Below are 20,052 nucleotides of genomic sequence, written 5' to 3' on the forward strand. Positions count from 1 at the left end.
AACCCCAGATACGAGGAGTCCGTACCCGCCCCGCGACCGAACTAACTCACCGTCTCAACGTGTACTCGGTCGCGTCACGGGCGCAGTATGTATAAAAATAAAATATTTATGCACGGATTGCAACAATTATCCAAAAGGTTAATGTGGGTGTTCTTCCCATGCAATAGGGAAGGTTATGACACGACACGAGTCGAACTCGGGGTGGGATCGGCGGAGCTACCTGAAAATCACCGGTGTAGTGGGGGCAGGTTCGCTCGCCGGCTGTATAGGAACCAGTGGCGGTGGCGACGGTGCAATCTCCATCGGTGCTCCAGCGGCACAGACCGGTCAGTACGACTACCTCCAGGAGGGCTGTACGCGGGTTCTGGAACTGGCGATGGAGCAGATCAACGAGGCTGGCGGTCCCCTCGGTCGCGAGGTCGAGTTGCTTTTGCGCGACACCGCGGTCAACCCCCAGCAGGCGCGCAACGTCACCGACCAGTTGACGACGGTCGACGGCTGTGAGGTCATCTGCGGGATGTTCTCGAACGAGATCCCGCCGAACTGGGACTTCCTGCAGTCCAAGGAAGTGCCGATCATCACGTACTGGCCGGGCTCGCGGTTCCTCGACACCCGCGGCGGCGACAACGACACGCCCGACGATACCAGCGACGACGAGTGGGTCTGGCGGACTATCATCAGTGACTCCGTCCACACAGCCGGGCAGGCGCTGAACGCCCAGCAGCGCGGCTACGAGCGCGTCGGTCTCCTCAACACCGCTACCGAGGGCGAGCGGTCCTGGATGACCGGCTTCAAGGACGCCGTTGGCGCCATCGACGGCGTCGAGGTCGTCAACGAGGTCGAAGTCGAGGCGGGCGCGTCCAGCTACCAGGCCGGGATCAACCGCCTCTTCAACGAGGACTTCGACGCGATGGTGATGTCGTTCGCCCTCGAAGACGCCATCACGGCTATCCGGGACTTCAACCAGGGCGGCTACGACAGCGCCATACTCATGTCCGACGGTCTGAAGCACAACGACTTGGTCAGCGAGGTCGGCGACCAACTGCCCTCGGAGAACTACTCCGCCCTCGGCGGCGCGTCTGGGCCGTACCTCGACCAGCTGACCAGCGACTTCGACGAGATGTACGACACCGAGAACATGGGCGACGACAACCATCCGTGGGCCATCGCGGCCTACGACGCCCTGAACGTCATCGCGCTGGCGATCCACAGCGCCGGTGAATACGACGCGGCCGCCCTCGAACAGAACGTCCGCGCGGTCACCAGCCCCGGCGGAACGGAGGTCACCACCTTCGCCGACGGCAAGGATGCCCTCGACAACGACGAGGACATCAGCTTCAGCGGCGCTATGTCGAACGTCAATTTCACCCCGAAGGGCGACGTCACCGCCGACACCGCCATCTTCTCGGCAACCGCCGACGGCTGGGAGCAGCAAGACCCCGTCGCTGCGGCAGACATCAAGGAAGTCTTGGAGAGCGACGACTACGAAGTCAGCTCGTAGTCCCGGTGGAGCACAAACGTTTTTAATTCCCGTTGAGAGGGGCAATACGTGACACAATGGCATTAATCCAAAACCTGATATTCGGGCTCGAGTTGGGCTCATTCATCGCTATCGCAGCGATCGGGTTTACTATCATCTACGGTATCGTCAACATGATCAACTTCGCCTACGGTGAGTACATGACGATCGGAGCCTACGTCGGGTTCTTCGCCATGTCGGACCTGGCCTTACCGCTACCGGCCGCGATCGTGGTAGTTATGGTGCTGTCGGGAATCCTCGGCTGGATCATCTCCAGGATCGTCTTCGTGCCCAACCACGACGCCGGTCCGATCCCGTTGTTGCTCATCTCGATCGGTCTCGGGTTCGTTCTCCGGAACGGCTATCGGATCCTCTTGGGCGGTCGACCGCGGTACTTCGACATGTCGCCGAAGACCTACCGAGTCGAGTCGCTTGACTTCTTCATCACGACCCAACACCTGACGATCATCGCCATCGCCCTGGTGTCGTTCATCGGCATCCACCTGCTGCTGACTCGGACCGATGTCGGCATCGCGATGCGCGCCACCAGCGACAACGAGAAGCTCTCGACGATCTCCGGCATCTACACCGACAAGATCCGCCGGAACGTCTGGCTGCTCTCCTCGGCACTGGCGGGGCTTTCGGGCTTCATGCTCGCGACCACGACTGCAGCGACGCCGCTGACCGGGTTCCACCAGATCCTGCTAGTCCTGTCGGCCGCTATCCTCGGCGGTGCCGGGAGCGCCTACGGGGCCATCGTCGGCGCGTACATCATCGGGCTGACAGTCACGATGGCGACCGCATACCTGCCAGGTGAGTTCTCGAACCTCGGGACGATGTTCGCGTTCGTCATCCTCATCGTCGTGCTCCTGGTCCGTCCGACCGGCATCGCGGACGTGGAGGAGGCCTAACAATGAATGAATTCGTGACCAAGATCTCTCAGACGTGGGACGAATCGCCTCTCAACTACTTGCGCCTCGGCATACTGATCACGGTGTTGTCGGTCGTGTTCCTGCTTTCGGGAATCCCGGTGACCTACCCCGGCTGGATCCTGCTGGTGTTCAACGTCCTCATCGTGAACTTCGTGCTGTACGGGATCCTACTGCTGGGTCTGAACCTGCAGTACGGCTACGCCGGCATCGTGAACTTTGGGCCGGTGCTGTTCTTCGCGCTCGGCGCGTACACCGTCGCGCTCGTCAGCGCCGAGAGTACGTTCACCGACATCGGCATGGGACTGCCCTGGTACGTCGGCGTGGCTGCGGCGATCGTGGTGACCCTCGTCGTGGCGTTCATCCTCAGTCTCAGCACCATCCAGCTCCGCGGTGACTATCTGGCGGTCGTCACACTCGCTGGCGCGGAGATCTTCCACCAGATGACCATGGGGCTGTCGGCCACCCTGGGCGGCAGCCAGGGCATCCCTGGCATCCCCCGGATCTTCCACGAAATCGCACCCGACGCGTTCACGGCCGGGTTCGCGGCGTTCAGCGCTCTCTCGGGGCTGTTGATCGTCAGTTACGCGGTCATGCAGCGGCTCGGCGAGTCGCCGTTCGGGCGGATACTGCGGGGCATCCGCGACGACGAGACGGCCGTCGAGTTCCTGGGGAAGGACATCTTCTCCTACAAGGTCAAGACGTTTCTCATCGGATCAGTCCTGATGGGGGTGGCCGGCGCGTTCCTCGGCCTGATCAACGGCGGTGTCTCCCCCGGGTTCATCACCATCGACGTGACGGTGCTGGTCTGGGTCGGCATGCTCATCGGCGGCGCGGGCAGCAACAAGGGCGCACTGGTCGGCCTGCTGATCATCTCGTCGTTCCAGCTGTTCACCCGCTTCGCGAACCAGTCGGTCCCGGTCGACTCCCAGACGTTCGCGTCCCTGCGACTGATGGCAGTCGGCCTCCTGATGATCCTCATCATCGTGTACCGCCCACAGGGTATCTTCGGTGACCCCGAAAAACTGAACGTGGAAGCATGACTCTGTTCGAAACCAACGGCGTGGAGAAGTCCTTTGGAGGCCTCCAGGCCCTCAACGGCGTCAACGTATCGATAGACGAAGGCGAACTCGTCGGGCTCATCGGCCCGAACGGGGCCGGCAAGACCACGTACTTCAATTGCGTGACCGGCCTGCTCGAATCCGATGACGGCACGGTCCGGTTCAACGGTCAGGACGTAACGAACATGGACTCGGCCGAACTCGCAAGGGAGGGCATGGTCCGGACGTTCCAACTGTCGCGGACGCTCCAGACGATGACCGTCCGCGAGAACGTCCAGATCGCCGCGATGGACCACCCCGGCGAGAACGCCTTGACCGCGTTCCGCCAGACCGACGAAATGTACGAGGTCGAAGAACAGATCACCGAGCGGGCCGACGACCTGCTCAACCGCTTCGACCTCGGCCACCTGAAGGACACCACCGCGGGCAAGATCTCCGGCGGTGACCGGAAGATCCTCGAGATCTGTCGGGGTCTGATGCTCGACCCGAAGCTGTTCCTGCTCGACGAGCCGTTCGCTGGCGTCAACGAGGCGACTGTCGAGGAGATCTCGAAGTACATCAAGAATCTCAACGACGAGGGGATGACCTTCGTCATCATCGAGCACGGCCTGCGCGAGCTGGTCCAGCTCGTCGACCGCCTCATCGTCCTACACGAGGGCGCGGTCCTGGCCGACGGCGACCCATACGAGGTCGTCAGCGACGAACAGGTCATCAACGTCTATATGGGCAAGCCGATGAACCTGGACGAAGATACCGAGAAAGAGGCGAGCAACGCCTGATCCGGCCCTACAGAGACAGTTCTGAACCGACTCCTTCTTCGCGCGCGGCCTCGTACACGTAGCTGCTTGCGGCGGCGTCGAATACCGCCGAGCCTACGCTCTCGACGACCACGATCTCGTCGTCGGCCTCCCGGCCCGCCGACCCGTCGAGGAATGCCCTCATAGGGAGCAGGTCTTCGGCCGTGAGGTCTGTCGCCACCAGGTCGCCGATCGTCGCGACTTCCTCCGGAACGTCCGCGAACACGCACGCCGCCCGGTCGAAGACGGCGGGTTCGAGCTCCTGCATCTCGGCGTTAAACGCCCCGACCGCGACGACGAGCGCGCCCGGCGCGAGCGCGTCGGCGGGGAACACCGGCTCGGTCGCCGTGGTTGCCGTCACGACCACGTTCGCGCCCTCGACCGCCTCGGCGGCGGAGTCGACGGCTGCCGCCGGGATGCCCTCCTCACTGAGGTCATCGGCGCACGCGAACCGGGAGTCGCTCGGCGAGAAGACGCGGACCTCCTCGAGCTCCCGCACGGCAGCGATGCTGCGAGTCTGCCAGCGTGCCTGGGCCCCGGCGCCGATGACTGCCAGCGTCACGGGGTCGCTCGCGAGTTCGCGGGCCGCCAGCAGGCCGAGACAGCCCGTCCGCGCGTTGGTGATGCGCGTGCCGTCCATGAACGACAGCGGGAGGCCGGTGCGCGCGTTCGTGAGGACGATCTGGGCGTGCAGCGTGGGGAGCCCGCGGTCCTCGTTGTCCTCGTGGAGGCTGACCAGCTTCGTCGCGAAGTACTCCTCGCCGTGAACGTAGGCGGGCATGACTACGGCCATCCCGAGTGGCTCCGGCGACTCGAGGTCGTGGCCGATCGGGTAGTGCGGTCGGTCGGGCCGCTGGACCGCGCCGGCGGCCTGCTTGATCAGCGCGTCCTCGACGACGGAGGCGAGCGTCTCTATGTCAATAACTCGTTTGACGGCGGAATCGGACAGCAGTAGTACCATGACCATGGGTTCGCAACCTCGTTAGTTATGTGTTCCTCTCATGACGCGCGACGGCGACGGCGGTACACTTATTTCAATGCCGGGGAAACAGTCGTAAGCATGCAAGTAACGGTAGTTGGAGGCGGTATTGTCGGTCTCTCATCCGCGTACTACCTCGCTCGTGGCGGTGCCGACGTCACGCTCTGCGAGAAAGGGTCGCTTGGCATGGGAAGCACTGCTCGGTCGGCCGGCGGCATCCGGACGCAGTTCTCGACGGCCGTCAACGTGGAACTGTCGCTGCGCTCCCTCGAGGTCTGGGATTCGTTCCACGAGCGCTTCGACGTCGACATCGCCCACAAGCGAAACGGGTACCTCCTCGTCACGGGCGACGAGGAGACCGCCGAACGGTACCGCGAAGACGTCAAGATGCAGAACGAACTCGGCGCGGAGAGTCAGTTCATCACGCCGGAGGAGGCAAAGGAACACAGTCCAGGGCTCGAGATCGACGATCTCGTCGCCGCGACGTACAACGGCCAGGATGGGTTCGCCGACCCCAACCTCGCCGTGCAGGGCTACGCGGCGAAGGCCCGCGAGGAAGGCGTCGACATCAGGACGAAGACGGCTGTCACGGACGTCCATACCGACGGCGACGCGATCACCGGCGTCGAGACAGACGAAGAACGCATCAACGCGGACTTCGTGGTCAACGCCGCCGGTGCGTGGTCGCGGACTGTCGCCGACATGGCGGGCGTCGACCTGCCCATCCACCCTCGGCGGCGACAGCTGGCCGTCGTCGACCCCCAGCGCATTCTCCCCCAGGATGTGCCGCTGACCATCAACCTCGACACGGGATCATACTTCCGGCCGGAGCGCGACGGCGTGGCCCTGGTCGGCGGTCACTTCAGCGACGACCCGGACATCGATATCGACCGCTACTCGGACTCGTTAGACATCGAGTGGGCGGCGACGGCCGTCGAGCAGGCCGCAGAGTACACCGCGTACTTCGGCGGCGATTCGCGCATCCGCCGCGGCTGGGCGGGCCTCTACGCCGTCACGCCCGACCACCACCCCATCATTGAGGAGACCGTGCCTGGACTCGTCACCGCGGCGGGCTTCTCCGGCCACGGCTTTCAGCACTCCCCTGCAACCGGCCAGCTGGTCGCCGAACTCATCCTCGACGGGGAGCCGTCGCTCGTTGATATCTCGTCGCTATCGAGCAGCCGGTTCGAGGACGACACCGGACTCGTAGAACACAACGTCGTGTAATCGTCTAGCTGTTCTCCCGACGACCGTCTCAAGCGAAATCGACGCAGTAGTAGTCAGTGAACTTCACGAGGTCGTACTGCACGAGTTCCGTCGCCGTCGTCAGTTCGAGCCGGCCCCGGTCGGCGCCGGCAGAGACGAGCATGAAGAGCCGCTCTTTGGCAGGGTCCGAGAGTTCGTCGAAGTGAGCGACGCGGGCGTCCTCTGGAACCGTGTCGGGTTGATAGATTCGGATAGGGGATTCATCGCTACTGACAGCCATGGTATTCGTTCACTCGAGTCATCCACTATTAAGCGTTTGGTTCCAGAGCCGTCAGGAGCGGCTGAAGGCTGGGTGAGGGCGCCGTTACTCCGACATCCACTCGCTGGCCTGGGGCTCATGTGGGTCCGTCGGGACCTCAACCAAGACGGGTTCGTCCGCCGCCACCGCCACCGCGAGTTCATTCGCGAGTTCCGCGTCCGTCTCGGCGCGGCGGGTGGTCATACCCATGCTCTCGGCCAGCGCGGTGAAGCTGATGGGCGACTCCTCCCAGCCGTAGACGCCTGTGTCGAGATCGTACGTCCGCTCGGCCTCCTCAGTGATGATGGCGTAGTCGTTGTTATTGATGACGAGGATAGTGATCGGCAGATCCGCGGCGACTGCCGTGTGAAGTTCGTGGACACACATCATCAGCCCGCCGTCACCCGTCAGGACGACGACGTCCTCGTCGGGGTTGGCAAGTTGCGCGCCGATGCCGGAGGGGAGGCCGGTGCCCATGGTCGCCCACGAGCCAGGATTGACGTACTTACGGGGGCCGTAGGCCTCGAAGGTGTTGAGACCCCAGACCCGGAATCCGCCGGCGTCAACAGCGACGGTCGCCTCACGTGGGATGGTCTCGCGAGCCGTCCGGAGGACCTGGACCGAGGTCAGCAGCTGCTCGTCGCCCAGTAGCGGCTCGATGCGCCCGTCCCGGGCCGAAAGCAGGCGGTCGGCGGTCACCTCCCCGTCGGCCGGCTCATGTTCATCAGCCAGCCGGTCTTCAATCTTCTGCATCGCCTCGGCCGCGTCACCGATGACGGCCACCGCCGGGTCGTAGCCGGTGCCGAGGTCGTCGGGGTGAAGCGTGACGTGGACCAGCCGGTCAGGGACGTTGACGGACCACGACCGCGTAGCGACAGCGTCGAAGTCGGTTCCAACGCCCAGTGCCGCGTCCGCCTTGCCGATGGCGGCGAGCAATTCCTGGGTCGCACTTCCGGACAGCGTCCCGGCCGCGAGCGGGTGATCCTCCGGGATGACCCCCTTGCCCTTGTAGGACGTGACGACCGGCGCGCCCAGCGCCTCCGCGAGCGAGCAGAGTTCGTCGCTCGCCTCAGCCGACCGGACGCCGCCGCCGGCGAGGATCAGCGGCGCATCCGCGTCGGCCAGCAGTTCCGCGGCGGCGTCGACGTCCCCGTCGGCGACCGACTCCAGGCAGTCCGTGTCGAAGTCGCGCGCCTGCGAGAGCGAGACATCCATCTTCAGGAAGTTCTTTGGGATGCCGATGCGGACCGGCCCCTTCGGCGGGGTCTGGGCGATGGCGATTGCGCGGTCGACCTCCGACGCGGTCGCCGAGGGGCGCTCGACCAGGATGTTTTCCTTGACCACGTTGTCGTAGGTGCCCGGTGGCGTCTCGTGGATGCCATCGCCACCACGGATCTCGGGCTCGGTCTCCACCGCGAAGTGGACCAGCGGCGTACAGTCGTTGAGGGCATTCTTCAGGCCGTTCATCGCGTTCATGTCGCCCGGACCAGGGACGACGAACGTCGCGGCCACGTCGCCGCTGGTCTCGGCGTACCCCCAGGCCTGGTGGGTGACCGCCGTCTCGTGTCTGGCGACGACGAACTCTATCTCCTCGCTCTCGTCGATGGACTGGTTCAGCGGGAGCGTCTGCTTGCCGGGGATGCCGAACACCGTGTCTATCCCGTTGGCTACCAGTCGGTCGATGACCGCCGCGCTAATTCGCATGGCCAAGGATATTTGAGGGTCGTACTTAGTCCTACCTGTCGGGCGGTTCGCCTGTGGCGAAGTAGCGTGGCCAGAATGGTCTGGGCGCCCTCGCTCGAGGGACAGGATGGGGAACAAACACCCGACCATCACGCTCTACCAGGCGTTCCCGACGACCGACGGCTACAGTGTTGTCGCCGTCCCGTCGCCGAACCTGTGGCCGCGCTTCTGCCATGCCATCGGCCGCGAGGATCTCATCGAGGCCCCGCGGTTCGAGACCAACGACGACCGCGTGACCAACAGCGAGGAACTCGACGCCATCCTTGACGCTGAGTCCGAGGACTCCACCATGGAGGCCAAAGAGCTCCTCTCGGAGTTCGGGTTCGACGAGGAGACTATCGCATGCTTTCACGAGAACGACGTCATCCGACGTACGACCCTTTCCCTTTCTTCTGTCCGCTTCTCGCCACAGAGAAGTCGTGCGCCTGTGCTCAAGAAGTTGATATTTATTCCATGATGCGGAACACAATATGGGAAAGAATAACACACAATGCGCGTTCAGGCCCTATTACGGTAGATATACCCCATATCTTCGGATTGACGGGGAACGTCCGAGCCATGTTTTGCGGGGATCAAAGCGGGAATTGTCCGACAGTGGATGCGATGAATGTGCCCTCATATCCCGGTAACAGGCTAGTGCTGCTGAATCCGTGACTCGGAACGCCACGCTTCAACGTTCACTCCAGTTCGATCCAAATTTCACATTTTTCGGTCCCGAATATTGTCTACTGGCGGAGTTTCGGATAAACTTTGAGGAATTTGTCTACGGTTTAACTCTTCCCCATCGCGGAACAGTTAAGAGTTGGTAGGTGGTAAAGCGGAACATGGATCTGGATGAGCGCGAGGGAATCAAGTCCAACGAGACATTGTTCGAGCTCGTCGACACTCTCAAACAACTCGACGGCGCGGGAATCACCGAACTCGCCGACCGGATGGACGTCTCCAAGAGCACCATCTACCGACATCTCACGACGCTTCTGGACGCCGAGTACGTCGTCCGTGACGGCCAGGAGTTTCGGTTGAGCCTCAAGTTCCTCGAGTACGGCGGCTATGTGCGCCGGACCAACGAGATAGCAAAGCAAATCCGGCCAAGAATCGAGGATCTGGCCGACAAGACGGGCGAACTCTCCGCGTATGTCACCGAAGAGTACGGCCAGGGCGTGTTCGTCTACCGCGGCATCGGGGAAAACGCCGTCGGGACCGACGGCGGGGTCGGCAAGCGCTTTCACCTCAACTCGTTGGCCGCCGGAAAGGCAATCCTCGCCGAGTACCCGAGTGAGCGGGTCGACGAGATCATCGAAACGCAGGGCCTCCCGGCGTACACGAACAACACGATCACCGAAGCCGACGAACTCCGAGCCGAGCTCGACGTGGTCCGCGAGCAAGGCTACGCTTTCGACCACGAGGAGCACCTCAAGGGCCTCAACGCCGTGGCAGCGCGCGTGTACGGCCCGAACGGTGAGCCCCAGGGCGCCTTCAGCATCGCCGGCCCCAGCCATCGGATGAAAGGCGACTGGTTCGAATCCGAAATCCCCGAACTGCTGCTGGGCACTATCACAGAGTTCCAACTCGACATCACATATGCGTGAGACCGGGACCCACACCCCATTCCGCGTCACGGAACGAAATCGAGCGGTTTGGTATTACAGTACTAGTTCTGTAATGCCTACGGACACCCGTCGCTTCTGGTCCTCACAGCCAGTACCCTCGTGAAACGGGTGTATCAACCTATTTCTGACCCATTTTCTCGCGTTTGGGCTTTCTGGTTGGGCGAATTAGGCGACAAAGTGTCGCGGAGCCGTTCGTGGGCTGAAGCGGCTGAATGGGTAGTCGATACCAGTGAAACAGGGAGGAAAACTAATCCGTGATACGGAACAGAGGTTCGGCGGGTCTTCGCGCCCTTTCCCAGATCGGGACACCAGTCGCTGTCAGCATCGTCGGTCGCTGAGGGGACCGCCTGTCCCGGGACGGCAGGCCAGGCAAACATGAGGTTTATGCGGTTTCGAAGTAACCACCGGACGAATGTCAATACTCGAAACCGACGACGTGACGGACGATATCCGACGGCTGACGCTGAACCGTCCGGACTCGCTTAACGCGCTCAGCAGAGCATTGCTCTCGCGGATCGCCGAAGAAATCCGCGCCGCCGACGGCGAGTACCGGGTGCTGATCCTCGAGGGAGCGGGCGACGCGTTCACCGCCGGCGCGGACCTCGATGAGGAGGAGGGCGCGGGCGATCTGTTCCAGGAGATCACCCGCGCCGTCCGGGAGTTCGAGGGCATCGTCATCGGGAAGCTCCACGGCTGGGTCATCGGCGGCGGGTTCGAGTGGACGCTCTCGTTCGACCTGTGCTACGCCCATGCTGACACGACGTTCAAGCTGACCGAGTCCGAGATCGGCGTGACGGTAACCAACGCCTCGACGCTGCTGCTTCCGCTGTACGTCGGCGCCGGGACGGCACGGGAGCTCGTCTACACGAGCCGCGAACTCCCCGCCGCGGAAGCCGAACAGTACGGCCTGCTGGCTGGCGTCTACGACGACGCCGACGACCTCGAGGCGAAGGTACTCGATGTCGCCACGGATATCGTCGAGAACAAGTCGGCAACGGCACTGCGGCTCAACAAGCGCGCCATGGACCAGGCCTTCCCCGTCGAGGAAGTTCTCAAACGGGAAGAGCTGATCAACGAGTACTGCCACGACGTCGAGGACATGAGCTGGTAGCGGGGCGAGGTCGAGACGGGGTGACGCGGTCGGGGGTGCATCTGAGCAACGTTTATGTCGCCCCTCCCGAAAGAACGTGTAGATATCGGATGACATCGGATTCCATCGGCTACTACACCGGGAGCATCGAGGAGACGCATGCTGCGGCCCGCGAGGACGTACTCGCCCTCGGCGAGTTCGGTGCCTGGATCGGCAGCGAATCCAGGTCGGCCGACAGCGGCGAGGAGTTCGCGACCCTGGACCCCGTCGTCGGTGAAGAGATCTGTTCGGTCCCCCAGTGTACCGCCACGGACGTGGACGCAGCCGTTAAGGCCGCCCAAGAAGCATTCGACGGCGGGTGGGGCGCGTGCTCGCCCCAGGAGCGCTCCAACGCGATGCTCTCGTGGGTTGCGACCCTGCGCGAGAACGTCGGCGATCTCGCGCTGGTCGAGAGCCTCGACGGCGGCAAACCGCTAAAACACGCCCTTGTCGAGACGAAGTACGCTCTAGACTTCCTGGAGTACTACGCGAAGGTCGTCCAGGCCGACGAGGGCATCACGGTACCGACGGACGACGACATGCACGTCTACACCCGCCACGAGCCCCACGGCGTGGTCGGACTCATCACACCGTGGAACTTTCCGCTGACTATCTCCTTCTGGAAGCTCGGCCCGGCGCTAGCGGCAGGCAACGCCGCCGTCATCAAACCCGCCGAACAGACGCCGCTCTCTATGCTGTATGCCGCCGAGCTGTCGAAGGACATTCTCCCCGACGGGACCCTTAACGTCGTCACCGGGTTCGGCGAGGAGGCCGGTGCGCCGCTGACTGAGCACGCGGCCGTCGGGAAGGTCTCGTTCACCGGCGAGGACGTCACCGGCAAGACGGTGATGAAGGCCGCCGCGGAGACCGTCACTGCCGTGACGCTGGAGCTCGGCGGGAAGTCGCCGTACGTCGTGTTCCCCAGCGCCGATGTCAAGAAGGCCGTCCGCGACGTCGCCCACGGTATCTTCTACAACGCCGGACAGTCCTGCGACGCCTGCTCGCGCGTGCTCGTCCACGAGGACATCGCCGAGGAGTTCACCGAGGGACTGGTCGCGCGCGCTGAGGGGCTCACTCCCGGGGACACCCTCGTAGAGGGGACGACCGTCGGCCCGCTCATATCGGCCGACCAGTTCGAGAAGGTGACCGACTACGTCGAGATCGGCCGGGAGGAGGGTGCGACCTGCGTGACCGGCGGTGCTGTCGAGGACGGCGACCTCACGGACGGCTGGTACGTCCGGCCGACGGTGCTGACTGATGTCGATAACGACATGCGCGTTGCCCAGGAGGAAATCTTTGGCCCAGTCGAGGTGATCACGACCTTTGAAACCTACGACGAGGCCATCGAACTCGCCAACGACGTGGAGTTCGGCCTGGCCGCCGGCGTCGCGACCGAGAACACCACGCTCGCCCACCGGGCGGCCGCCGATATCGAGGCTGGCAGCGTCTGGATCAACGGCAACTACGCGACGCCCATCCCCGGCGGCCCCTTCGGTGGCTACAAACAGTCCGGCATCGGCCGGGAGTGCAGCCGGGATGCCCTCCGCCACTTCACCCAGGAGAAGGCCGTCCACGTCGCCCTCGACGAGCCATCGCTCTGAAGCTGGCCGGCAGCGCTTTCGTTTCGAACGCCGACACCGAGCAGGATAGCGTCTGTGGCAAGGGGTGAAAGATGGCTGTAATGGGAACGATACCAAGCGCCGACGCGTACGGCATCGACGTGTCGATTCCGGAGGCCGACATCGAGGCCGGCGCTATCGGCGGCTCCTCGACTAGTCGACGCTGTCTGTTCGGCGAGGACGAGGCCGGTAAGCAGAGAGACGAGGAGAAGGTCGTGAGAGCGCGCAGTTACGCCGACTCGATCAGCGGCGTCCCGTCGGCCTTCGGGCCGAGTTCGGGGCCGTGGGGGTGGTCGTCGGGGTCGATCCGGCGACGCTGCCGGTAGTCGGTCGAGCGCTCGACCGGGACGCGGCCGATGGCAGCGATCATGTCGACGTACTCCTGGAAGGAGCGGTACTCGCCGTAGTCGCCGCCGGCGCGCTTGGTGATCTCCTCGCTAAGGATCGTCCCCATGAAGTCGTCGGCGCCGCAGTTGAGCATCTTCAGCCCCTGGGCGTTGCCATGCTTCACCCACGAGGACTGGACGTGCTCGACGTTGTCGAGATAGAGTCGGGAGACGGCGATCATCAGCTCGTCCTCGTCGGTCGAGGCGCCGGAGTCGACCAAGCCGTACTCAGCCAGCGGTGTGTTCTGGTGGACGAAGGTGAGGGGAACGAACTCCGTGATGTTGTCCGTCCGGTCCTGGAGGTCGCGGACGCGGTCTAAGTGGAGCATGCGGTGGGCCTCGTTCTCCACGTGGCCGTACATGATCGTCGCGGTGGTGTCGAGGCCGACGTTCGCCGCGGCCTCCATCGCCTCCAGCCACTCCTCCGTGCCAATCTTTCCGGGACAGATCACGTCCCGGACCTCGTCGACGAGGATCTCCGCCGCTGTGCCGGGGACGCTGTCGAGGCCGGCGTCCTTGAGCCGGGAGAATACCTCCTCGTAGGACCAGTCGGTCCCGCGGCGAGCGTGGTAGGCCTCCTCGGGGGTCATCGAGTGGACGTGGACGCCGTCGACGCTCATCGCCGCGATCTGCTCGCAGTAGGTGCCGGGGTCGACGTCGTACTCCTCGGGCGGACGGTAATTGAGGTCGCCGCGGTCGCTGGCCTCAAGGATCTCGCGGTGGTCGTCGTCCAGCGCGAACGCCGGGTGCAGGCCAGACACCGAGGTGACCTCGTAGATGCCACGTTCGACGGCGGCGGCGACGATCTCCCGGGACTCCTCGGGCCGTTTCGTGAAGCCGGGGTGGCTCGCCTCGTGGGAGGTTCGGAACTGCTCCGAGCGGTCCTTGAAGTTACAGAACAAACAGCCGGTGTTGCAGGCGGTCGTGACGTTGTTGTTGAGGTTGGCGACGAACGTGACCTCGTCGCCGACCACCTCGGCTCGACGCTGGTCGGCCGCTTCGAGGACCAGCTCTTTGCGCTCGTGGTTGATCCCCTCGCGGTCGGTCCCGGTCGTGAGCAGCTCGATCCCGTCCGCGACCGTCAGCCGCTCGGCTGCCCTGGCCTTCTCGAGCGCGTTCTCGAAGACCTGATCGGTCTCGGGAACGCGCTCGAAGTTCTGCTGAGAAATATCTGCGCGATCTGCCACAGGATTTGACATAGCTCTGCTGACGGCTGATTCTAACCTAAATGTTGTGTCTCCACGACCGACGGCACGCGAAACTACCCGCTAACGGCCGTATTCGGAGGTTCGCACGATGCCAGGAATGAGGGTGCCCGATGTCGCACACCTGGACGACTCCGCCGGCGTGGCATCACGGCCAACCCGACCCCTCACAAACCGGTACTGCTATGAGGATAAAACTAGATAGGGTACATCGTATGCAAATCGCAGTCTCAGACACAGTTGGTCCTGGGTCTGACATTCGTGAACAAGCCGAACTCGCTGCGGAACTCGGCTACGACTCGTACTGGACGCAGGAACTTATCGACGTCAAGGACGGGTTCACCACGGCGACCGCGCTCGGTGTGTGGGACATCGACATCGACATCGTCGTCGGGCTTCCGAGCCCGTACACGCGCCACCCGGCCATCATCGCGACGGTGCTATCCTCGATCGACGACTACGCCGACGGTCGCGTCGAGGGCCTGGCCATGGGAACGAGCGCCCCCGAGGTGATTCGGAAGCTCGGCATCGACATGGACCGGCCCATCAAGCGCCTCAGCGAGGCCAACGACATCCTCCGCGCTCTCATCGAGACGGGCGAGTGTACCTACGAGGGAGAGATCTACACGCTGAACAACTGGAAGCTCCGCGCAGAGTTCTCCGACGACATCCCGCTGTACGCCTGCGGGGCCGGGCCGGTCATGCAGGAGATGGCCACCGCGAAGTTCGACGGCCTCTGGCTGCCGTTCAATGCGACCGCCCCGTTCACGGCGGAAGTCGTTGAAACCGGCGAGGAGAACCTAGAGGAGTTCGGCCGCGACCGCGAGAAGTTTACTTACGCGCTGAACATCCCGACGGCCGTTGTCGACGAGGACTCCGAGATGAGCGTCGAGGAGCAGAAACGCGACATCCGGGAGTTCACAGCCTGGCACTGCTGCTCGGACCACATCAAGCCCCTCGTCGAGAAGGCCGGCGTGGACTACGACATCGACGCGCTCCGGACCGCCGTGCGGGAGAACGACTCCGAAGCGATGGCCGAGATCGTCGACCAGGAGTTCCTCGACGTCGTGGCCGCCGTCGGCTCCCCCGAACACGTCCGCGACCGCTACCTCGAGTACATAGACTCAGGCATCGACTGCCCGGTCATCTACAACTACGGGCCGCAGGAAGTGAAGATGCGCAACGTCCAGGAGCTGGCACCCGAAAAGTTCTGATTTAGACCACGGGCCCGCGGTTACTTCTCGTCAGAGGCCGATCGATACGTGCCGAATGGCCTGTCGCCCGCTGAGCGGACGACACTGTCTTCCTTCACTCGACCGGGAGCCGCTTCTCGAGCTGGACGGCACGCGAGTTGATGGACAGTCTGTCGCCAAAGTCGGGGTGAAGAAAAAACCGCGTCTACGTCCGTTGCGTCACCGGGCGCTCTCTATCCCATCGAGGAACGTACGCTCTTCGGTACTCGGCGGGTCGATCGATTCGACGTCATCGGCCACACCGATGTCGAAGCCGGTGTTCTCTTGGATTTCAACGACCGACGAATGGCTGTGGACCCCTTCGATCCGCATTTCCTTCGTCTCTGGGTCGAACCCGAGCAGCCCGAGATCCGTAACGACGCGGATGGTCTCGACGGATGGGAGCCCGGACTCCTCACGCGCGGAGCCGCCGGAAAGGTAGCCGGGCGAGGTGATGAAGTCGACTTCCTCGACGAACCGCTGCTTCTCGTGTTTCGTCACAACAGTCAATTCCTCGGCGAGCGCCGTGAGATCGCCGGCGCCGCCACCGCCAGTCAGGCGGACCTTCGGGTTATCGAACTCACCGATCGCCGACGTGTTGATGTTGCCGTGTTTGTCGATCTGAGCACAGCCGACCATGGCGCCGTCAATGTATCCTTTCTGCAGGAAGGCGAACGTGTCCGTAATCGGGGGAAGCATCAACGCCTGCCGCGATACGCGCATGGAGTTCGTCGACGAGGGGAAATAATCCGTCGAGATCTCCGGGCCGATCGAACCGCCCTCGAAGACCATGACTAACTCCGGATTGTACAGCCGCTGGGCCAGCAGGGCTGCTCGCATGGGGAGCCCGATCCCAACGAACGTCGTTCCGTAGTCCTCGATGAGGTGCGAAGCGGTGACGACCATCTGGTCCTCGTCTGAGTAATCGGTGGAGTTATCATCGCTCATTGCCATGCCTCGCGGAGGTGTTCCGTCGCTTCCTGATCTTTCGGGACATTTTGCATACTAATGATACACGAGAGTATCTCACGGGTGTCGAACTCATCGAGATACTCTTCGAAGGTGTCTGGGTTATAGAAGTACCGCTGCAGGTAGTCGTCAATGCCGTCGAGCCCGTCTTCGGCGAGGTCGCCGCTGTACGCCTCGAAGTGTTCGAGCGACTGTTCGTAGTATCCCGGACACTCGTGTGGGAAGGAGCCAAAAGGAACCGAGATCACTTCGTCGACGCAGAAGTACGGGATGTCCGAACTCTCCGACCTGATCGTGTCTTCGCTCACAATTTCCTCGCACGTGACGATTGTCGTGTCCGCTGCCAGTGCCCCGTAGTAGTCGATCTGGGGCATCCCCGAAATCTGGACGTTGCCGTACGGGTCTGCCCGCTGTGCGTGAATGAGCGCGACGTCAGGGACGACTGCCGGGATGAGCGCGAGGTCGGACCCAGTGAACGGACACTCCTGGACGATCGTGTCAGAGACCTCGACGAGATCCGAGCCGAGCATTGTCCGCGTCGGCAGGTACGGAATCCCCATGGCACCGGCCATCAGGCGGAGCCCATATCCGTAGTGGCTCCACTCCTGAACCCCCAGATCACCCTCCTCTATCGCCGTCCGCATAACGTCGGGGAGGATCGGTGGCACGGCCGATCCGAGCCAAGACGTCACCATCGTGTCGGCCGTGTCCGATTCAAGGAGGTAACTCCACTCGTAGCTGGCGAGATTACGGAGCACAGTCGTTTCTGTGACGTCGGATCGGACCAGTTCCCATAGAAGCGCCATCGGTGTTCGCGAGTAGAATGTTCCACCGACGTATATCACGTCTCCGTCATCGATGTGGTCGGTCGCCTTCTCCAGACGACCCGTCTTGTCCACCAATCGGGTCTCCCGATCGGCGGAACGTCGACGGACGTCCGTAATTGACGTAGGTAGCATTGCTTCGCCTATTCCACGTACCGCTACCATCAAAAGCTATTCGGGAGCCGATTGCCAATATCGGTTACTCGGCGCGAGGCCTTGGGTCGTCCAGACCGTCAACTCTGTCCGACCGCAGATGCTGTGAATTGCCTGAAAACATCGGCCCGTCGGCGACAGTGTTGTCACTCCAAAGCCAACGAGCGTTCGGCGTTCGACAGCTGCGAAGCTGCATACGAACACCGGACGATGGTGGTCTCGAGAGCTTGCAGTCGCGTCCTGTCGTGAATGGACTCGTCGCCATCGTTCCTCTCGACACCTATTCGAGATTGAGGGATGATGCTACTCGACGACCACCGAAACCGTCGAAGCTACTAGATCCGTAGAAGGAAGTGAGGTCTTTCTGACTCTCGTCCATGCCGATGACGCTCTGCCGTCGCACTCCGTCCGGCAGCACGATCTCTCCAACCTGCTTGCTTCACAATCTAGCCTAACTAGACAGTATAGCCAGTGGCCACGAACTCAAATTGTCACTTTGTCTGAAGTGGGAATACACCGTTACCGCGAGCTAGTCGTCGCCCTGCTCAGTCACAATCCCCTTCACGCTCTTGGCGCAGGGGACTGACGTCCAAGAGAAGTCGATCGCCTCGCGTTCGTGATCGGTCAACTCGTCCTGACCGTCACGGCCGCGTTCGGAACGTCCTGTCACACCTAAATCCTCACTGTCTTGAGGACGTGGTTAGGACGCTCGAGGAGATTGCGAGATACCGGTTTGAGCTCATTTGGGTCCACCAACGAATTGTCGTAGCAGACTGACCGAACACCCCTCGTTTCCGTCGTTTCCTCACCCCCCCCCCCTCCAGATTTCCGTCGTGTTTTTCGACCACCCCTCGTTTCCGTCGTTTCTTCACCCCCTCCCCAGATTTCCGCCGTTTGCTCCCACTTCCTAGCAGAGAGCACTTACTCGCGAATCCAGTCCTGCATCCGACCGTCCTCGAGTATCGTTTCGCGAACAACCAGGGGGTCTTCGATGAGCCGGTTCTCCAGATGAATCCCACCAGCACTCCCCTTATTGATCTTTTCAATCTCGACGACACCGAGGAATGCTTGTTCTTTTAAAATGTCACGAAACCGTCGAACGGAGAGGATGTCCATATCCAAGTGATTGCAGATCCGTTCATACTGGTCGTACACACGACCTGTTAGGAAGGCATCATCGTTGGAGATGATACTCAGCTCAGTTAACGCAAGCAACGCAGCCTTTGCCTGCGTGGGCGCGCCGTTTACAAGTTCTCTGAACCGATCCTTTTCCGCGTGTTGCTGAGCTTGACGCACGTGTTCTTCCTTTACTTGACCTGCATCGGCCTCATAGGCGACTTCCCCGGCGTGGCGAAGAATGTCGATTGCCTTCCGTGCATCGCCGTGTTCCTGAGCTGCAAAGGCCGCTGAGAGTGGGATCACGTCCTCGGTAAGAACACCGTCCTGGAAGGCGTCTTCACGATTGAACATGATTTCCCGAAGTTGGTTTGCGTCATACGGTTTGAAGAATAACTCCTTGTGCTGGAAGCTGCTTTTCACTCGCTCGTTCACGTTATCGACGTACTGGATCTTGTTACTAATCGCGATGACGCCAATACTGCATTCGATTTTACCCGCCTCCTCAGCGCGTGAGAGTTTCATCAGAACACTATCGTCGTTCATCAAGTCAATCTCGTCCAAGATGATGATTACAGAATCGAATTGTACATCGAGCGCCTTCCAGAGGAGTTTATAGTATTTCGACGTGCTGAGACCAGTGTGCGGAACAGCTATTCCAGTGATATGTTTATCATTTAATTTCGATGCAAGCGAGGAGATAACCTGTGTCTCTGTCTTATCTTCTGCACAATCGATATAGGCTGTCCCGATATCGACACCATCCTGAGCTGCATTTTGAGCACGTTGACAAACGTGTTTTGAAACGAGTGATTTTCCAGTCCCCGTTTTCCCATAGATAATCACGTTCTCTGGTGCGTATCCGTGGACGGCGCCATTGAGGCGGTTCGCTAGTTTTGAAATTTCCTCATCACGACCGACGATCCGGTTAGCATCGGGAACATGGCCGATTTTCAGAAGATCCTTGTTCGCGAAGATACGATGCCCCGATTCGAAGAGTGGATCGTTCACCGAACTTGGTGAAGAATCGTTCGTCATTGAATATCACACGGTGTGAGCGGGGAGAGCATAAATCTAGTGGAGATAGAGACTCCATGTTTCCGTCGTTTCTTTTCCAAATTTGGTGGAGATATACCACATAACGACGGTATAAGATCGTTGATAATTAAGCCGCATTTCCGACGTGAGGGAGAAAAATCGGGGACAGCGTCGGGATAGGGTTCTTGAAGGCCGGACCCACACACCCCACGTTTCCGTCGTAATTCATATCGACTGAA

The 20,052-nt window shown here is 61.8% G+C and carries 17 protein-coding genes and 1 pseudogene; 10 read left to right on the forward strand and 8 right to left on the reverse strand.

From position 1 onward, the window contains the following. Positions 1-175: 175 nt before the first annotated feature. The 4 genes from NJU76_RS25420 to NJU76_RS25435 are packed head-to-tail and all read left to right on the forward strand — an operon-like array spanning position 176 to position 4,288. Positions 176-1,501: an ABC transporter substrate-binding protein gene (locus tag NJU76_RS25420; RefSeq protein WP_254533193.1), complete on the forward strand. Its 1,326-nt coding sequence runs from the start codon at positions 176-178 to the stop codon at positions 1,499-1,501. A gap of 56 nt (positions 1,502-1,557) precedes the next feature. Next, positions 1,558-2,430 (forward strand): branched-chain amino acid ABC transporter permease, encoded by an 873-nt coding sequence (locus tag NJU76_RS25425; RefSeq protein ID WP_254533194.1) that lies wholly within the window; start codon positions 1,558-1,560, stop codon positions 2,428-2,430. A 2-nt stretch (positions 2,431-2,432) separates the two neighbouring features. Beyond that, positions 2,433-3,491, forward strand: coding sequence for a branched-chain amino acid ABC transporter permease (locus NJU76_RS25430; RefSeq protein WP_254533195.1), 1,059 nt, complete (start codon positions 2,433-2,435; stop codon positions 3,489-3,491). Further along, positions 3,488-4,288 carry an ABC transporter ATP-binding protein gene (locus NJU76_RS25435; protein WP_254533196.1) on the forward strand — a complete coding sequence of 267 codons (801 nt, stop codon included), beginning with the start codon at positions 3,488-3,490 and terminating at the stop codon, positions 4,286-4,288. The genes NJU76_RS25430 and NJU76_RS25435 overlap by 4 nt, the downstream gene beginning before the upstream one ends. A gap of 7 nt (positions 4,289-4,295) precedes the next feature. Here the strand turns inward: NJU76_RS25435 and NJU76_RS25440 are convergent, their stop codons facing one another. Further along, positions 4,296-5,267 (reverse strand): ornithine cyclodeaminase family protein, encoded by a 972-nt coding sequence (locus NJU76_RS25440; protein WP_254533945.1) that lies wholly within the window; start codon positions 5,265-5,267, stop codon positions 4,296-4,298. 99 nt (positions 5,268-5,366) lie between these two features. On the opposite strand from NJU76_RS25440, the gene NJU76_RS25445 reads away from it, so the two are divergent. After that, a complete protein-coding gene (locus NJU76_RS25445) occupies positions 5,367-6,512 on the forward strand; it encodes an NAD(P)/FAD-dependent oxidoreductase (protein WP_254533197.1) in 1,146 nt (381 codons plus the stop codon). 28 nt (positions 6,513-6,540) lie between these two features. Here the strand turns inward: NJU76_RS25445 and NJU76_RS25450 are convergent, their stop codons facing one another. Both NJU76_RS25450 and NJU76_RS25455 read right to left on the reverse strand, forming a co-directional pair. Then, the gene (locus NJU76_RS25450) at positions 6,541-6,771 is read right to left on the reverse strand and encodes a hypothetical protein (protein ID WP_254533198.1); all 231 of its coding nucleotides are present in this window, start codon (positions 6,769-6,771) and stop codon (positions 6,541-6,543) included. Positions 6,772-6,855: 84 nt separating this feature from the next. Then, positions 6,856-8,493 carry a thiamine pyrophosphate-binding protein gene (locus tag NJU76_RS25455; protein ID WP_254533199.1) on the reverse strand — a complete coding sequence of 546 codons (1,638 nt, stop codon included), beginning with the start codon at positions 8,491-8,493 and terminating at the stop codon, positions 6,856-6,858. Positions 8,494-8,587: 94 nt separating this feature from the next. Between NJU76_RS25455 and NJU76_RS25460 the strand changes: the two are divergent. The 4 genes and pseudogenes from NJU76_RS25460 to NJU76_RS25475 all read left to right on the forward strand — a co-directional run. After that, a pseudogene (locus NJU76_RS25460) lies at positions 8,588-8,989 on the forward strand (CoA transferase); the annotation flags it as partial. Positions 8,990-9,356: 367 nt separating this feature from the next. Beyond that, positions 9,357-10,121 (forward strand): IclR family transcriptional regulator, encoded by a 765-nt coding sequence (locus NJU76_RS25465; protein WP_254533201.1) that lies wholly within the window; start codon positions 9,357-9,359, stop codon positions 10,119-10,121. A gap of 433 nt (positions 10,122-10,554) precedes the next feature. Further along, entirely contained in the window at positions 10,555-11,253 is a 699-nt protein-coding gene (locus NJU76_RS25470; protein WP_254533202.1) for an enoyl-CoA hydratase/isomerase family protein, read from the forward strand. Positions 11,254-11,342: 89 nt separating this feature from the next. After that, the gene (locus NJU76_RS25475) at positions 11,343-12,872 is read left to right on the forward strand and encodes an aldehyde dehydrogenase family protein (RefSeq protein ID WP_254533203.1); all 1,530 of its coding nucleotides are present in this window, start codon (positions 11,343-11,345) and stop codon (positions 12,870-12,872) included. 247 nt (positions 12,873-13,119) lie between these two features. On the opposite strand, the gene cofH is transcribed toward NJU76_RS25475, so the two are convergent. Then, positions 13,120-14,475 carry a 7,8-didemethyl-8-hydroxy-5-deazariboflavin synthase subunit CofH gene (cofH, locus tag NJU76_RS25480; RefSeq protein WP_254533204.1) on the reverse strand — a complete coding sequence of 452 codons (1,356 nt, stop codon included), beginning with the start codon at positions 14,473-14,475 and terminating at the stop codon, positions 13,120-13,122. 221 nt (positions 14,476-14,696) lie between these two features. On the opposite strand from cofH, the gene NJU76_RS25485 reads away from it, so the two are divergent. Continuing rightward, positions 14,697-15,695: an LLM class flavin-dependent oxidoreductase gene (locus NJU76_RS25485; protein WP_254533205.1), complete on the forward strand. Its 999-nt coding sequence runs from the start codon at positions 14,697-14,699 to the stop codon at positions 15,693-15,695. 198 nt (positions 15,696-15,893) lie between these two features. On the opposite strand, the gene NJU76_RS25490 is transcribed toward NJU76_RS25485, so the two are convergent. From NJU76_RS25490 to NJU76_RS25505, 4 genes are all read right to left on the reverse strand, one after another. Then, positions 15,894-16,661, reverse strand: coding sequence for a CoA-transferase subunit beta (locus NJU76_RS25490; protein ID WP_254533206.1), 768 nt, complete (start codon positions 16,659-16,661; stop codon positions 15,894-15,896). Continuing rightward, a complete protein-coding gene (locus NJU76_RS25495) occupies positions 16,658-17,581 on the reverse strand; it encodes a CoA transferase subunit A (RefSeq protein WP_254533207.1) in 924 nt (307 codons plus the stop codon). The genes NJU76_RS25490 and NJU76_RS25495 overlap by 4 nt, the downstream gene beginning before the upstream one ends. A 607-nt stretch (positions 17,582-18,188) precedes the next feature. Further along, positions 18,189-18,329 (reverse strand): hypothetical protein, encoded by a 141-nt coding sequence (locus tag NJU76_RS25500; RefSeq protein ID WP_254533208.1) that lies wholly within the window; start codon positions 18,327-18,329, stop codon positions 18,189-18,191. A 251-nt stretch (positions 18,330-18,580) separates the two neighbouring features. After that, a complete protein-coding gene (locus tag NJU76_RS25505) occupies positions 18,581-19,813 on the reverse strand; it encodes an orc1/cdc6 family replication initiation protein (protein WP_254533209.1) in 1,233 nt (410 codons plus the stop codon). Positions 19,814-20,052: the final 239 nt, after the last annotated feature.

The organism is Natrinema gelatinilyticum, from assembly GCF_024266705.1.
Classification (GTDB): domain Archaea; phylum Halobacteriota; class Halobacteria; order Halobacteriales; family Natrialbaceae; genus Natrinema; species Natrinema gelatinilyticum.

Excerpts from the sequence above, each read along its gene's own strand:
- NJU76_RS25455 (WP_254533199.1), bottom strand. The coding sequence starts at position 8,493 with ATGCGAATTAGCGCGGCGGTCATCGACCGACTGGTAGCCAACGGGATA.
- NJU76_RS25430 (WP_254533195.1), top strand. The coding sequence starts at position 2,433 with ATGAATGAATTCGTGACCAAGATCTCTCAGACGTGGGACGAATCGCCT.
- NJU76_RS25425 (WP_254533194.1), top strand. The coding sequence starts at position 1,558 with ATGGCATTAATCCAAAACCTGATATTCGGGCTCGAGTTGGGCTCATTC.
- NJU76_RS25420 (WP_254533193.1), top strand. The coding sequence starts at position 176 with ATGACACGACACGAGTCGAACTCGGGGTGGGATCGGCGGAGCTACCTG.
- NJU76_RS25475 (WP_254533203.1), top strand. The coding sequence starts at position 11,343 with ATGACATCGGATTCCATCGGCTACTACACCGGGAGCATCGAGGAGACG.
- NJU76_RS25490 (WP_254533206.1), bottom strand. The coding sequence starts at position 16,661 with ATGAGCGATGATAACTCCACCGATTACTCAGACGAGGACCAGATGGTC.
- NJU76_RS25465 (WP_254533201.1), top strand. The coding sequence starts at position 9,357 with ATGGATCTGGATGAGCGCGAGGGAATCAAGTCCAACGAGACATTGTTC.
- NJU76_RS25435 (WP_254533196.1), top strand. The coding sequence starts at position 3,488 with ATGACTCTGTTCGAAACCAACGGCGTGGAGAAGTCCTTTGGAGGCCTC.
- NJU76_RS25485 (WP_254533205.1), top strand. The coding sequence starts at position 14,697 with ATGCAAATCGCAGTCTCAGACACAGTTGGTCCTGGGTCTGACATTCGT.
- NJU76_RS25450 (WP_254533198.1), bottom strand. The coding sequence starts at position 6,771 with ATGGCTGTCAGTAGCGATGAATCCCCTATCCGAATCTATCAACCCGAC.
- NJU76_RS25440 (WP_254533945.1), bottom strand. The coding sequence starts at position 5,267 with ATGGTACTACTGCTGTCCGATTCCGCCGTCAAACGAGTTATTGACATA.
- NJU76_RS25505 (WP_254533209.1), bottom strand. The coding sequence starts at position 19,813 with ATGACGAACGATTCTTCACCAAGTTCGGTGAACGATCCACTCTTCGAA.
- cofH (WP_254533204.1), bottom strand. The coding sequence starts at position 14,475 with ATGTCAAATCCTGTGGCAGATCGCGCAGATATTTCTCAGCAGAACTTC.
- NJU76_RS25445 (WP_254533197.1), top strand. The coding sequence starts at position 5,367 with ATGCAAGTAACGGTAGTTGGAGGCGGTATTGTCGGTCTCTCATCCGCG.
- NJU76_RS25470 (WP_254533202.1), top strand. The coding sequence starts at position 10,555 with ATGTCAATACTCGAAACCGACGACGTGACGGACGATATCCGACGGCTG.